Raw genomic sequence first — 13,244 nt, 5'->3', positions numbered from 1 at the left:
GCGGAGGTGCAAATGGTCGGGGACTGGCGTGTGCAGCAGGCGGCCCGGGTGGTCAGGCGCGGCGGGGTGATTGCGTATCCGACCGAAGCGGTTTGGGGCCTGGGTTGCGATCCCTGGGATGGCGAGGCGGTGCACCGCTTGCTGGCGCTCAAGGAGCGTCCGGTCGAAAAGGGTCTGATCCTCGTCGCTGCGCACATTGATCAGTTCGACTTCCTGCTCGAGGACCTGCCCGAGCGTTGGCTGGATCGACTGGCCGGCAGCTGGCCAGGGCCCAACACCTGGCTGGTCCCGCACCGCGACCGACTGCCCGAATGGATCACCGGCCAGCACGACAGCGTTGCGCTGCGCGTCACCGATCATCCGCTCGTCGCCCGGCTCTGCGATTTCACCGGGCCGTTGGTTTCGACCTCTGCCAACCCCGCCGGCCGGCCCTCGGCGCGCTCACGCCTGCGCGTCGAGCAGTATTTCCCGGGCGAGCTGGACGCGGTCCTGGGTGGCCGTCTCGGTGGACGACGCAACCCCAGCACCATTCGTGACCTGCGCAGCGGCGAGCTGATTCGCGCCAGCTAGCTGGTTGCGGTGATCGTCCTCAGCCAGTCGCCGACATCAGGGCAGCAGTACAGTCGAGCCCGTGGTGTTGCCGGCGGCGAGCTGGCGCTGCGCTTCGGCGGCTTCCGCCAACGGGTAGCGTTGCCCGACTTCGACCTCGATCTTGCCGCTGGCGATCATGGCGAACAGCTCGTCGGCCATGGCGCGCAGGCGTTCGGCGGTATCGGCATAGCCGGCCAGGGTCGGGCGGGTTACGAACAGCGAGCCCTTCTGGGCCAGCACTCCCAGGTTGACCCCGGTCACGGCGCCGGAGGCGTTACCGAAGCTGACCAGCAGGCCGCGCGGCGCCACGCAATCGAGCGAAATCTCCCAGCTGTTCTTGCCGACCGAGTCGTAGACCACCGGGCACTTCTTGCCGTCGGTCAGCTCGCGCACGCGCTGCACGACATCCTCGCGGTTGCGGTCGATGGTGGCCCAGGCGCCCAGGGCTTTCGCCCGTTCGGCCTTCTCGGCAGAGCCGACCACACCGATGAGTCGCGCACCGATGGCCTTGGCCCACTGGCAGGCAATCGAGCCGACGCCGCCCGCCGCTGCGTGGAAGAGCACCGTTTCGCCGGCCTGCAGGTCGTGCACCTGGCGCAGCAGGTATTGGGTGGTCAGGCCCTTGAGCATGACCGCCGCGGCCTGTTCGAAGCTGATGGCGTCCGGCAGCTTCACCAGATGGCGTGCCGGCAGGTAGTGGTGCTCGCCATACGCGCCCAGCGGGCCGGTGGCGTAAGCCACGCGATCACCGACCGCGAGCCCTTCGACCCCCTCGCCCAGCGCCTCGACCACACCGGCGCCTTCGGTGCCCAGGCCCGAGGGCAGGCTCGGCGGGACATAGAGCCCGCTGCGGTAGTAGGTGTCGATGAAATTCAGTCCGATCGCATGGTTGCGAACGCGGACTTCGCCGGCGGCGGGAGCCACGACGGGCACATCGACCTGCTCGAGTACTTCGGGTCCGCCGTGCTGGCTGAATTGGATGCGCTGCGACATATCGACTCCTGAGGTAGACACAAAGAGGCCTATCCAACGCCTCCCGGGCGCATCCGTCAATTGGCCGAATGCTATGCTTGCCGCCCTTCTGCCCTCCAGGCTGCCGTGTCGGCGGCAGCGCAACCACTTGCAAGGTGAATTCGTGAACGAGCGTACCGAAGCCGTCAAAGCCTATCTGCTCGATCTGCAGGATCGTATCTGTGCCGCGCTGGAGACCGAGGACGGCGGTGCTCGTTTCGTCGAGGATGCCTGGACCCGGCCCGCCGGCGGCGGTGGTCGCACGCGAGTACTGGAGAAAGGAGCGGTGATCGAAAAGGGCGGGGTCAACTTTTCCCACGTGCACGGCAGCGGCCTGCCGCCGTCGGCCAGCGCCCATCGCCCGGAACTCGCCGGGCGGGGTTTCGAGGCGCTCGGCGTTTCCCTGGTCATTCACCCGGAGAACCCTTACGTGCCCACGTCGCACGCCAACGTGCGGTTCTTCATTGCCGAGAAGGAAGGTGAGGCGCCGGTCTGGTGGTTCGGTGGCGGCTTCGACCTGACTCCCTACTACGGTAATGAGGAAGACTGCGTGCACTGGCACCGGGTCGCCCGCGACGCCTGCGCGCCCTTCGGCGCCGACGTCTACCCGCGCTACAAGGAATGGTGCGACCGCTATTTCCACATCAAGCACCGCAACGAGCCGCGCGGCGTGGGCGGCCTGTTCTTCGACGATCTGAACGACTGGGACTTCGAGACCAGCTTCGCCTTCATGCGCGCCGTCGGTGACGCCTATCTCGAGGCCTACCTGCCGATCTTACAGCGGCGCAAGGCGAAGCCGTTCGGCCAGCGCGAGCGTGAGTTCCAGGCGCTGCGCCGCGGGCGCTACGTCGAGTACAACCTGGTCTATGACCGCGGCACCCTGTTCGGCCTGCAGTCCGGCGGGCGCACCGAGTCGATCCTCATGTCGCTGCCGCCGCTGGTGAGCTGGGGCTATGACAAGCATCCCGAGCCCGGCACCCCCGAGGCGCGCCTGACCGACTATTTCCTGCAGGATCGCGACTGGCTGGCCGATTTGCCCTGAACGTTGCGGCGCCGCGTCGAAAGCGGGATCGGTATCTTTGGTTCCTGCAGTAAACTCGCGTGCGAGTTCAATCGCGCCCTACCCGCTTTCGCCTCGCCTGGCCTGCCCTCGCGACGCGTTCAGAACGAATTTGATGCGGAGGTATTTCTTGACGGACCGTTACGGCGTTTTCGGCAATCCCATCGGGCACAGCAAGTCACCGCAGATACATCGGCTGTTCGCCGAACAGACCGGCCAGTGCCTGAGCTACGAGCCGCTGCTGGCACCACTGGAGGATTTCCCCGGTTTTGCCCGGGCGTTCTTTCAGCACGGCAGCGGCGCGAACGTAACGGTCCCCTTCAAGGAGCAAGCCTATCGCCTGGCCGATCAGCTGACGGCCCGGGCTCAGCGCGCCGGGGCGGTGAATACTCTGAAGAAGCTCGACGATGGCCGACTGCTGGGTGACAACACCGACGGCGTGGGCCTGGTTCGCGACCTGGTAGACAACGCCGCTCAAGACCTGCAAGGCCGTCGGATTCTGCTGCTGGGCGCCGGGGGTGCGGTACGTGGGGTGCTCGAACCGCTGCTGGCGCAGCGCCCGAGAGCGTTGGTCATCGCCAATCGCACGCCGGCCAAGGCTGTCGCGCTGGCCGAGGCGTTCGCCGAACTCGGGCCGGTGCGGGCGAGTACCTTCGCGCAGCTCGAGGGGCCCTTCGACCTGATCATCAACGGCACCTCCGCCAGCCTCGGTGGCGACCTGCCACCGCTCGCCGATACGCTGATCGCAGCCGGGCAGAGCCTGTGCTACGACATGATGTACGGCGCCGAGCCGACACCCTTCTGCCGCTGGGCCAGTGAACGTGGCGCCCAGGCACGCGATGGTCTTGGCATGCTCGTCGAGCAGGCCGGCGCGGCCTTCGAATTGTGGCGGGGTGTGCGACCGGAAACGCGTCCGGTGCTGGAAAAGCTGCGCGCGGAGCTGGCGGCCCGCTGAGGCTGAGACGGCGGCTCAGAGGCGCAGGCGGATCTGCTCGTGAAGGTGCTGCGGATGTTCCAGCTCGTCGACCAGCCCTGCTGCAATGCGCCGCAGCTGGACGCGTCGGTCATCCGGCGCGAGGTCGGAAAGCCCGGCGAAATCCTCGATGGACAGGTCCTCGCCTGCGGTGGGTGTATCGATCAGCGTCCATGCCGAGGGATGCGCCGCGAGACGCTGTAGCGCCGCGACCACCTCGGCCTCATCGCCTCGCGCGGTGAAGTCGCTGACCAGCAGCAGGCGCTCGACTCCCACCTTGGGCATCCCCGAGAGCAAGGCGTCCACCGCCTGGTAGAACCTCTGGGGTTGGTGCGCCGCAGCCTCGCCCGAGGCAGTCGGGATGGAGGGGCTGTCGTACAGGCAGATCACCGCATCCATTCCGGCGACGCTCTGCGACACGCTGACCGCATCGAACAGGTCACCGGTCTTGGCCCGCAGACCGGGGCGCACGGTCATCGAATTGAGGTCATCGACGAGCGCCACGGCCTCGTGCTGGCGGCTGAGCAGCTCACACAGCAGGGCGTTGCCCAGGCTCGAGTGGGCGCCATAGAGCGCGAACTTGAGCCTGGGGGTCTCGGCGTTGAGCATGACGGCAGACGATCAGCGACGCGTGACCAGGTAGCCGATGACCGCCAGTGCGCCGGCGGCCAGGGCGACGGTGCTGAGCGGATGTTCGCGGGCGCAGTCGCGCGCCATGCGGCTGGCTTCGCGACCACGGCGGGTCAGGTGTTCGCGATGGCCGTCCAGGTCGACATCGCTCCACAGCGATTCGGCGCGGCTGCGCAAGGCGTTGAAGCGGTGGCGCGACTCGCGAGAGGCGTCTTGCTTGAGATCGTCCAGAGCGCTCATCAGGTTCTGGATCTCGCTTTCGATCTCGTCACGAGTGGTGGGTCGGCGGCTGAAGCGGGACATGGTGTTCTCCCTCTCGATGTGTGTGCAGGTTGGACTCTGCGAAGCGGCGAAGGTGCGCCGGCGGCACGGCGATCAGGCTTCGGCTTGCTAGCAGCGGACCCGTCAGAGGCCGCCGGGTTCCCGCCTGTCGTCTCGCCTGCGGGCAAACGCCGCGTGGCCGATAACCGTAGAGGACCGCCCAGGCGAGTCGGCGGATGTTCTTCTACACTGCCTGGCAGCCGCGCGGCCGCTCGCCATCGGCGCCGAAGCGCTTGGCGTATACTGCGCGGCGCGCCCGATCCACAGGGCGCTTTTTTTAACGGCCAATTCATCGGTGTCTGTCTTGAAGCTACGTCATACCCTTCTCAGCCTGCTGCTCGTCTGCGGCAGCACCCTGTCATCCCCTGTTTCCCTCGCCGCGCCCAAGGTTTCCGTTCAGCAGGAACTGGCGTCCGGCAGTGCCTTGCTGGTTGACCTGAAAACCAACGAGATCCTTTATTCCAGCAACCCTGACATGGTGGTGCCGATCGCCTCGGTGACCAAGCTGATGACGGCCATGGTCGTGCTGGATGCCAAACTGCCCCTGGACCAGGCCCTGCCAGTGACCATCCGCGATGCGCGGGAGATGCAGGGCGTGTACTCGCGGGTGCGCATCGGCAGCGAGATCAGCCGCCGCGAGATGCTGTTGCTGACCCTGATGTCGTCCGAGAACCGCGCCGCGGCGAGCCTGGCCCATCACTATCCGGGCGGCTACGCGGCCTTCATCCAGGCGATGAACGCCAAGGCCAAGGCGCTGGGCATGACCCATACCCGCTACGTCGAGCCGACCGGCCTGTCGGAGCAGAACGTCTCCAGCGCCAACGATCTGGTCAAGCTGCTCAAGGCCAGCCAGGCCTATCCGTTGATCGAGCAGTTCAGCACCACCGGTGAAAAGACCGTCGCCTTCCGCAAGCCCAACTACACCCTGGGCTTTCGCAACACCAATGCCCTGGTGCGCAAGCCGAACTGGAGCATTCAGCTGACCAAGACCGGCTTCACCAACGCCGCGGGGCATTGCCTGGTGATGCGCACCGTGATGGATCGCCGCGACGTCGCCTTCGTCGTGCTCGACGCCTTCGGCAAATACACCCACATGGCAGACGCCAATCGCCTGAAGAAGTGGCTGGAGACCGGCAAGGTCACCCCCGTCGCGCCGGCTGCCCTGGCGTACAAGCAACAAAAGATGGCCCAGCGGCAACTGGCCGGGCAGCCCGCGGACGCGGCAGCAGCGGTGGCCGGGGCGCGGTAACGGCGCTCGTCCCTCCGACCCGGCGCCTCCCGCGGGCGTCGGCTGGCCGTAGCGACCTGCCAGGCGGCAATGCGCAACCCGATGCAACGATGACGGAACAGGCGACTCAAACGACTACATTCGCCCTTAGCGCAACGGGAATCGAAGGTCGTTATGAGCACGCCGGACAACACCTACATCGAATGGCTGCAGAACCAGTCCATGCTTCACGTCGCCCGCGAACGGGCACGCCTCTACGCAGGTCAGGCGCGCCTCTGGCAGCGGCCCTACGCGCAGGCGCGACCGCGCGACGCGAGCGCCATCGCCTCGGTCTGGTTCACCGCCTACCCCGCGGCCATCATCACCCCTGAAGGGAGTTCGGTGCTCCAGGCGCTGGGTGACGATCGGCTCTGGAGCGCCCTGTCCGAGCTGGGCGTGCAGGGTATCCACAACGGTCCGATGAAGCGCTCCGGTGGGCTGCGCGGGCGTGAATACACGCCGACCATCGACGGCAATTTCGACCGTATCAGTTTCGACATCGACCCCGACCTCGGCACCGAGGCCGAGATGTTGCAGCTCAGCCGCATGGCCGCCGCGCATAACGCCATCGTCATCGACGACATCGTGCCGGCACACACCGGCAAGGGCGCCGATTTCCGCCTCGCCGAAATGGCCGTCGGCGACTACCCCGGCCTCTACCACATGGTCGAAATCAACGAGGAAGACTGGCCGCTGCTGCCGGATGTGCCCAAGGGGCGCGACTCGATAAACCTCTCGCCGGTGGTGGTCGACCAGCTCAAGGACAAGCACTACATCGTCGGCCAGCTGCAGCGGGTGATCTTCTTCGAGCCCGGCATCAAGGACACCGACTGGAGCGCCACGGGCGTGGTGACCGGCGTCGACGGCAAGCGTCGGCGCTGGGTCTACCTCCACTACTTCAAGGAAGGCCAGCCGTCGCTGAACTGGCTCGACCCGACCTTCGCCGCGCAGCAGCTGATCATCGGCGATGCGCTGCATGCGATCGACGTCGCGGGCGCCCGGGTGCTGCGCCTGGACGCCAACGGCTTCCTGGGTGTCGAGCGCCGCGCCGAGGGCACGGCCTGGTCCGAAGGTCATCCCCTGTCGGTCACCGGCAACCAGCTGCTCGCCGGGGCGATCCGCAAGGCCGGCGGCTTCAGCTTCCAGGAACTCAACCTGACCATCGATGACATCGCCGCCATGTCCCACGGCGGTGCCGACCTGTCCTACGACTTCATCACCCGGCCGGCGTACCACCATGCGCTGGTGACCGGCGACACCGAATTCCTGCGCCTGATGCTGCGCGAGGTGCACGCCTTCGGCATCGACCCGGCCTCGCTGATCCACGCAATGCAGAACCATGACGAGCTGACCCTCGAGCTGGTGCACTTCTGGACGCTGCACGCCTACGACCATTACCACTACCACGGCCAGACGCTGTCGGGCGGCATCCTGCGCGAGCACATTCGCGAAGAAATGTACGAACGCCTCACCGGCGAGCACGCGCCCTACAACCTCAAGTTCGTCACCAACGGCGTGGCTTGCACCACGGTCAGCGTCATCACCGCGGCGCTCGGCATCCGTGACCTGAGCAGCCTCGGCGCGGCGGAGATCGAGCAGATCCAGCGCCTGCACATCCTGCTGGTGATGTTCAACGCCATGCAGCCCGGCGTGTTCGCCCTCTCCGGCTGGGACCTGGTCGGCGCCCTGCCGCTTGAGGCCGAGCAGGTCGAGCACCTCATGGGCGACGGTGACACCCGTTGGCTGCACCGCGGCGCCTACGACCTGGCCGACCTGGCGCCGGAAGCCGAGGCGTCGTCCGAAGGCCTGCCCAAGGCACGCTCGCTCTACGGCAGCCTGGTCGAGCAGCTGCAGCAGCCGGGCTCCTTCGCCTGTCAGCTCAAGCGCATCCTCAGCGTGCGCCGCGCCTATGACATCGCCGCCAGCAAGCAGATCATGATTCCCGACGTCCAGGCGCCGGGCCTGCTGGTCATGGTCCACGAGCTGCCAGCGGGCAAAGGTGTGCAGATCACCGCGCTCAACTTCGGCGCCGAGGCCATCAGCGAGACGATCAGCCTGCCCGGCATCGCGCCGGGTCCGGTGGTCGACATCATTCACGAAAGCATCGAAGGCGACCTGACCGAAAGCGGCGAGATGCTGATCAATCTCGACCCGTACGAAGGCCTCGCCCTGCGCGTGGTCAGCGCGGCGCCCACGGTGCTCTGATCGATCGCCTGGCCGCCCGCCGGCCAGGCCCCAACCCCGAGGAGTCCTCCATGCCTGTCAGCGTGACCAAGCTCCAGGGCCATGACATACCCGAACACCTGCGCGGCCCTGGCGTGGAGGTGGTCTTCCGCGTCATCGATGAACAGGGCAAGGAGCGGTACTTGCTCGACGACGTGGAAGCGGCCCAGACCGCCGTGCGTGCCAGCGAAGCGCAGCGCAACCCGGACGGCTGAGCAACGCGGTCGGACCCCCTGGCTGGACGAAGCCCGGTCAGGCCGAACGGGCCTGCACCCAGCCGAGCAGCGCATCGGCCTCCATCGGCCGGGCGATGTGGTAGCCCTGCCCTTCCTCGCAACCCCACTCGGCCACCAGCTCCAGGACCGGCTGCGTCTCGATGCCCTCGGCGACGACGCGCAATTCCAGTCGCTTGGCCAGGTCGATCAGCGTGCGGACCAGGCGGCGGTCTTTCTCGTCGTCGCTCAGGTGGCGAATGAAGGATTGGTCCAGCTTGAGGATCGTCGCCGGCAGGTCGCGCAGGTACGTCCAGTTGCTGTAGCCGGTGCCGAAGTCGTCGATCGCCACATCCATGCCCAGTGTCCGCAGGCGCTGCAGTTGCCGGCTCACCTCGCCGGGGTTGCGCATCAGCGCGCTTTCGGTGAACTCCACCTCCAGCGCTTCGGGCGGCAGCTGGTACGCGGCCAGCAGGGCCGTGACGCGGTCGGCGAAGGTCGGGCCGTCGAGGTCGGCTGCCGAAACGTTGATCGCCACCTTGAAGGCGGCGCCCTGCCGCTGCCAGGCCGCCGACTGTGCGATGGCCTGCTCGGCCACCCAGAGGCTGAGCTCACGGATCAGTGCGGTCTTTTCCGCCAACGGGATGAATTCGGCCGGGCCGATGGGGCCCAGCGTCGGGTGCGTCCAGCGCAGCAGCGCCTCGACCGAGGTGCAGTGCCCGTCCGCCAGGCTGATGCGTGGTTGGTAGACCAGCCGCAGCTGGTCCCCGGCAAGCAGCGCCTCGGACAGCCCGCTGAGCAGCCTGAAGGCGCGCTGCTGAGCCTGGTCGAGCCGCGGCGCATAGGTGGCCCAGCCGATACCACGGCTGCGTGCATCGTCCGCCGAGCTGATCGCCAGGCGCAGCCAGTCCTGTTCCTGCGCGCCGGCCTGCAACGGCATCACGCCGATGCCGATCTGCGTCTTGACCGGAATGCCGTCGCACAGCACGGGCGGCTCGAACGCCGCGATGACCCGCTCGTTGAGCGCCGCCAACTCGGCTTGCCGACCGGGCGCGAGCAGAAAGGCAAAGCGCGTCGGGCTGATGCGGTACAGGTCGTTGCCCTCGCCCAGCGCCGCCTGTACCCGCTGCTTGACGCACTGCATCAGCGCCTGGGCGAAGTCATAGCCGAGCACTTTCACGATTTCGTTCAGGCGGGTCGGTGCGATCACATCCACCACCACCAGCGTCATGCCCGGCGCATCGGCAAGCGAAACGTCGTTCTCCAGCCGCGCGCGGTTGTGCAGGCCAGTGGGTCGATCGATGAACTGCTCGCTGCGCAGCGACAGAATGCGTGCCATGGTCAGCCGGGCCAGGTGCCCGAGCATCGACAGGTCGCGGTCGCTCAGCGCCTCGCGGGGCACTGTGTCGATCACGCAGAGGCTGCCCAGCCCCAACCCGTCCGGGGTGACCAGCGGCATGCCGGCATAAAAGCGGATGCCCGGCTCGCCAGTGACCAGCGGGTTGTCCTTGAAGCGTGGGTCTTTCGAGGCATCGAGCACTTCGAACGGGCCGCTGGCGAGGATCGCGTAGGCGCAGAACGAGTCGCGCCGCGGCGTCTCCCGTGCGGTCAGCCCGACCCGGGCGGTGAACCACTGCCGCTGCTCGTCGATGATCGAAATCAGCGCGATCGGCGCGTCGAAGTAAGCCGCCGTCATCGCCACGATCTGCTCGAACACCTCGTCAGGCGTCGAATCCAGCCGGCACAGCGCGCTGACCTGCGACAGCCGTTGTGCTTCGTTGATCGGTATCGGGGCGCCAGCCATGGGAGTCGTCTGCCTGATGTCGTTGAGCGAGGCCGGGCATCGTAGGATGCAACCGATTGCAGGCGCACCGTGCTGCGCCCTGTCATGGCGTATCGGCCGGCCCGCCGCTTCCTTGACCGCCTGCCGGGCCGGATCGTGTTGCCGTGCACGGGCTTCCGTCGGCTTTCACGGCAACGATCGGAACCATCGACCGGCTCCTGACCTCTGCTGAAGTACCTGCGTGAAAACGCCAAACGCGACGAAGCGCCTCGTGCCACGCCGCCCAGCAGAGAGGTCACACGATGAACGTCGAACAACGCATCCGCGAGCGTGCCTATGAAATTTGGGAGTCCAAGGGGCGCCCCGAAGGGCAGGAATTCGAACACTGGTCCCAGGCCCGTGACGAAATCGAGCCCTACTACAAGGAAGGCGACGCGACCGCCGGCAGCATCGAAAGCAGCGTAGCGATCCCGATGCCCCGGTCTGAAGGCCAGGGCTGAGCCGCCTGCGCCACGTGAGGTTTGCGTGGCGCTCTGAGCCCGCTTCATGTCCAGGATACGTCGCTTACCTCATCAACAGCCGGTCCACTCGTTCGAAATGAAGCAAGCACTCGATTACCAGGCCATCTTCGAAGCCCTTCCCAACCTCAACCTCATCCTGTCGGCCGACCCGGAATTCATCATGCTGGCCGCCAGCGACGCGCGGCTGAGCGCCACCAACACGCGCCGCGAGGATTGCATTGGTCGCTCCGTTTTCGAGGTGTTCGGCAACAGCCCCGATGAGCCCGTGGCGTTTGGCGTCGGTGTGCTGCGCGCGTCGCTGGAGCGAGTGCTCGAAACCCGCGCGATGGACCGCATGGCGACCACCCGCTACGACATTCCCCGCCCGGCGTCAGAGGGGGGTGGCTTCGAGGTGCGCTACTGGAGCCCGATCAACCTGCCGCTGCTGGACGAGCACGGCGAGGTCGCCTGCATCATCCACCAGACACGAGACGTGACCGATGAGGTGCTCGGCCAGCCGGGCTCGCTCGGGCATCAGGACGAGCGCTTTCGCGCCGCCTTGCTGGCTTCCGGCACAGGCACCTTCAACTGGTATCTCGATGACGGCAGCCTGCACTTCGATCACGCGCTGGAGCAGATATTCGGTCTGCCGCTTGGCCGCAAGCTCGACACGCCCGAGCGCTTGCTCGAGTACGTCCACCCGGACGACCGCGAGCGCCTGCGCCAGGCGTTCGCCCTTTACGCACGGGGCGAGGAGCATTCCGTGGAGTTTCGGCTGGCCCGGCCCGGGGCCGATCAATGGCTGGCCTGCAAGGCGCGGATTTTCCGCGGAGCCGACAGCCAGCGTTCCTTCGTCGCCGGCGCCTGCACCGACATCAGCGCGCGAAAGCACGCCGAGGAGGCGCTGCGCATCAGCGAACAACGCCAACGCCAGCTCAACGAAACCCTCGAGGCGCGCGTCGCGGCCGAGGTCGACCGGCGCAGCCGCACCGAAGAAGCGCTGCGTCAGGCGCAGAAGATGGAAGCCGTCGGCCAGCTCACCGGCGGCATCGCCCACGACTTCAACAACCTGCTGACCGGCATCATCGGCAGCCTCGACCTGATGCAGCGGCGCCACCGGCGCGGCGACGGGCAGGACGTCGAGCGCTACATCAATTCGGCCGTCACCTCAGCCCAGCGGGCCGCAGCCCTGACGCAGCGTTTGCTGGCGTTCTCCCGCCGGCAGACCCTCGACCTCAAGCCGGTGGACGTCAACCGCCTGGTCGCCTCGCTCGAAGACCTGTTGCACCGCACCACCGGCGAGAACATCACCTTGGTGACCGACCTCAGCGCCGGCCTGCAACCGGCCTGCATGGACGTCAACCAGCTCGAAAGCGCCCTGATCAACCTCGTCATCAACGCCCGCGACGCCATGCCCAATGGCGGTCGCATCACCGTCGCCACCCGCAGGTACACCAAGAGCGGCGCGCCCGACCCCGAGCGGCGCGGCCTCAACGAAGGCGACTACATCCTGCTCAGCGTCACCGACACCGGCTCCGGCATGACCCCGGAAGTCGTCGAGCGCGCCTTCGAGCCCTTCTTCACCACCAAGCCCATCGGCCAGGGCACCGGCCTCGGGCTGTCGATGGTCTATGGCTACATCAAGCAGGCCAAGGGCTACGTCCAGATCGACTCCGAACCCGGCCGCGGCACCTGCGTGTCGCTGTTCCTCCCCGTGCACCACGGCGACGTCTCATCGGTTACCGACGAGCGCGACCAGACCCCGCGCGGCACAGGCGAAACCATCCTCGTCGTCGAGGACGAACCCGTGGTCCGCGCGCTGGTGCTCGAAGTCCTCGACGATCTCGGCTACCGAACGCTCGAAGCCGGCGATGCCACCGAAGCCCTGCCCATCATCGAGAGCGTTCAGCGTATCGACCTGCTCGTTACCGACGTCGGCCTGCCCGGCATGAACGGCCGCCAACTCGCCGAGTTCGCCCGCCTGCAGCGCCCGGACCTGAAAATTCTCTTCGCCACCGGCTATGCCGAAAGCGCCACCTCCGCCGACTTCCTCGACCGCGACATGGCGCTGATCAGCAAACCCTTCGCCATCGATGCCTTCGCCACCAAGGTTGGGGAGATGTTGGGCGCCTATGCCGGCTGAGGGCCGCTCGGGGCTCTGCCCGCGCCTTCAACCAAGCGAAACCGCACATCGGATAGCCGCATGAAACGCAAGGCTTAACGCGGGCCATCGCTTTACCGGCTTAAGCCTCAGCGGTAACGTGATGTGCCGTTCCGGTTGGCGCACGGCATCACTCCCCGCCCCTGGCCCCAGCCCAGCGGCCAGCACAACGGACATCACCCGCATACCAAGGACAGGTACAGATGGCGCGCTTCTTCCCCGTTCGGTCCCAATGTCAATTCGACACCCCCGGCAAGCGGCGCTCTGCCGAGCGGCTGGAAAAGCTGCTCGAAGACGACTACCTCTGCAACACCGTCCCGGTCGGGCCCAAGGCCTGCTACCCGGGCTTCGTCGTTCCGCATCCGCGTCGCGGCATTCTTGTGCAGAGGTCAGGAATTGGAAGCTCCGCTATCCAGAGCAGGGGGTTCCCGGCTCTGGAGGCCCGAATAATAAATCTGTCCCCTTTTCCCCAGGTTTGGACGCAATCAAAAACAGCGTCCCCATCGCCTTCC

12 protein-coding genes are annotated in these 13,244 nt (G+C 66.8%); 8 read left to right on the top strand and 4 right to left on the bottom strand.

Features of this window, described 5'->3' with window-relative positions:
* Positions 1 to 12 precede the first annotated feature (12 nt).
* Positions 13 to 570 carry an L-threonylcarbamoyladenylate synthase type 1 TsaC gene (gene tsaC / locus MST27_RS02885; protein WP_243604493.1) on the top strand — a complete coding sequence of 186 codons (558 nt, stop codon included), beginning with the start codon at positions 13 to 15 and terminating at the stop codon, positions 568 to 570.
* A gap of 36 nt (positions 571 to 606) precedes the next feature.
* On the opposite strand, the gene MST27_RS02880 is transcribed toward tsaC, so the two are convergent.
* Entirely contained in the window at positions 607 to 1,584 is a 978-nt protein-coding gene (locus MST27_RS02880) for an NADPH:quinone reductase (RefSeq protein ID WP_243604492.1), read from the bottom strand.
* A gap of 142 nt (positions 1,585 to 1,726) precedes the next feature.
* Between MST27_RS02880 and hemF the strand changes: the two genes are divergently transcribed.
* Together hemF and aroE are read left to right on the top strand one after the other, a co-directional pair.
* Positions 1,727 to 2,644: an oxygen-dependent coproporphyrinogen oxidase gene (hemF, locus tag MST27_RS02875; RefSeq protein ID WP_243604491.1), complete on the top strand. Its 918-nt coding sequence runs from the start codon at positions 1,727 to 1,729 to the stop codon at positions 2,642 to 2,644.
* Positions 2,645 to 2,792: 148 nt separating this feature from the next.
* Complete coding sequence (gene aroE, locus MST27_RS02870; RefSeq protein WP_420864210.1) at positions 2,793 to 3,617, top strand: shikimate dehydrogenase; 825 nt, start codon at positions 2,793 to 2,795, stop codon at positions 3,615 to 3,617.
* Between the two features lie 15 nt (positions 3,618 to 3,632).
* Here aroE and MST27_RS02865 read toward each other — a convergent pair whose 3' ends face one another.
* Both MST27_RS02865 and MST27_RS02860 read right to left on the bottom strand, forming a co-directional pair.
* Entirely contained in the window at positions 3,633 to 4,244 is a 612-nt protein-coding gene (locus tag MST27_RS02865) for an NAD(P)-dependent oxidoreductase (protein WP_243604489.1), read from the bottom strand.
* A 12-nt stretch (positions 4,245 to 4,256) separates the two neighbouring features.
* Positions 4,257 to 4,568 carry a glycine zipper domain-containing protein gene (locus tag MST27_RS02860; RefSeq protein ID WP_243604488.1) on the bottom strand — a complete coding sequence of 104 codons (312 nt, stop codon included), beginning with the start codon at positions 4,566 to 4,568 and terminating at the stop codon, positions 4,257 to 4,259.
* Positions 4,569 to 4,890: 322 nt separating this feature from the next.
* Between MST27_RS02860 and pbpG the strand changes: the two genes are divergently transcribed.
* From pbpG to MST27_RS02845, 3 genes are all read left to right on the top strand, one after another.
* Entirely contained in the window at positions 4,891 to 5,835 is a 945-nt protein-coding gene (gene pbpG / locus MST27_RS02855) for a D-alanyl-D-alanine endopeptidase (protein ID WP_243604487.1), read from the top strand.
* Between the two features lie 153 nt (positions 5,836 to 5,988).
* Positions 5,989 to 8,058, top strand: a complete 2,070-nt coding sequence (gene treS, locus MST27_RS02850; RefSeq protein WP_243604486.1) for a maltose alpha-D-glucosyltransferase — start codon at positions 5,989 to 5,991, stop codon at positions 8,056 to 8,058.
* A gap of 50 nt (positions 8,059 to 8,108) precedes the next feature.
* The gene (locus MST27_RS02845) at positions 8,109 to 8,291 is read left to right on the top strand and encodes a hypothetical protein (protein ID WP_243604485.1); all 183 of its coding nucleotides are present in this window, start codon (positions 8,109 to 8,111) and stop codon (positions 8,289 to 8,291) included.
* A 37-nt stretch (positions 8,292 to 8,328) separates the two neighbouring features.
* On the opposite strand, the gene MST27_RS02840 is transcribed toward MST27_RS02845, so the two are convergent.
* Positions 8,329 to 10,092 carry a sensor domain-containing phosphodiesterase gene (locus MST27_RS02840; protein WP_243604484.1) on the bottom strand — a complete coding sequence of 588 codons (1,764 nt, stop codon included), beginning with the start codon at positions 10,090 to 10,092 and terminating at the stop codon, positions 8,329 to 8,331.
* Positions 10,093 to 10,373: 281 nt separating this feature from the next.
* Here MST27_RS02840 and MST27_RS02835 point away from each other — a divergent pair, with 281 nt between their 5' ends.
* Together MST27_RS02835 and MST27_RS02830 are read left to right on the top strand one after the other, a co-directional pair.
* Positions 10,374 to 10,571, top strand: a complete 198-nt coding sequence (locus tag MST27_RS02835; RefSeq protein WP_243604483.1) for a DUF2934 domain-containing protein — start codon at positions 10,374 to 10,376, stop codon at positions 10,569 to 10,571.
* 97 nt (positions 10,572 to 10,668) lie between these two features.
* A complete protein-coding gene (locus MST27_RS02830; protein WP_243604482.1) occupies positions 10,669 to 12,714 on the top strand; it encodes a hybrid sensor histidine kinase/response regulator in 2,046 nt (681 codons plus the stop codon).
* Positions 12,715 to 13,244: the final 530 nt, after the last annotated feature.

The organism is Stutzerimonas marianensis, from assembly GCF_022810315.1.
Lineage (GTDB): Bacteria > Pseudomonadota > Gammaproteobacteria > Pseudomonadales > Pseudomonadaceae > Stutzerimonas > Stutzerimonas marianensis.
Note: the sequence above shows the minus strand (reverse complement) of the source record. Positions and strands in the feature narration are given on the sequence as shown.

Bases quoted from the DNA above. Each gene is read 5' to 3' on its own strand.
- tsaC (WP_243604493.1), top strand. From the start codon at position 13: ATGGTCGGGGACTGGCGTGTGCAGCAGGCGGCCCGGGTGGTCAGGCGC.
- MST27_RS02880 (WP_243604492.1), bottom strand. From the start codon at position 1,584: ATGTCGCAGCGCATCCAATTCAGCCAGCACGGCGGACCCGAAGTACTC.
- MST27_RS02865 (WP_243604489.1), bottom strand. From the start codon at position 4,244: ATGCTCAACGCCGAGACCCCCAGGCTCAAGTTCGCGCTCTATGGCGCC.
- MST27_RS02860 (WP_243604488.1), bottom strand. From the start codon at position 4,568: ATGTCCCGCTTCAGCCGCCGACCCACCACTCGTGACGAGATCGAAAGC.
- treS (WP_243604486.1), top strand. From the start codon at position 5,989: ATGAGCACGCCGGACAACACCTACATCGAATGGCTGCAGAACCAGTCC.
- MST27_RS02845 (WP_243604485.1), top strand. From the start codon at position 8,109: ATGCCTGTCAGCGTGACCAAGCTCCAGGGCCATGACATACCCGAACAC.
- MST27_RS02840 (WP_243604484.1), bottom strand. From the start codon at position 10,092: ATGGCTGGCGCCCCGATACCGATCAACGAAGCACAACGGCTGTCGCAG.
- MST27_RS02835 (WP_243604483.1), top strand. From the start codon at position 10,374: ATGAACGTCGAACAACGCATCCGCGAGCGTGCCTATGAAATTTGGGAG.
- MST27_RS02830 (WP_243604482.1), top strand. From the start codon at position 10,669: ATGAAGCAAGCACTCGATTACCAGGCCATCTTCGAAGCCCTTCCCAAC.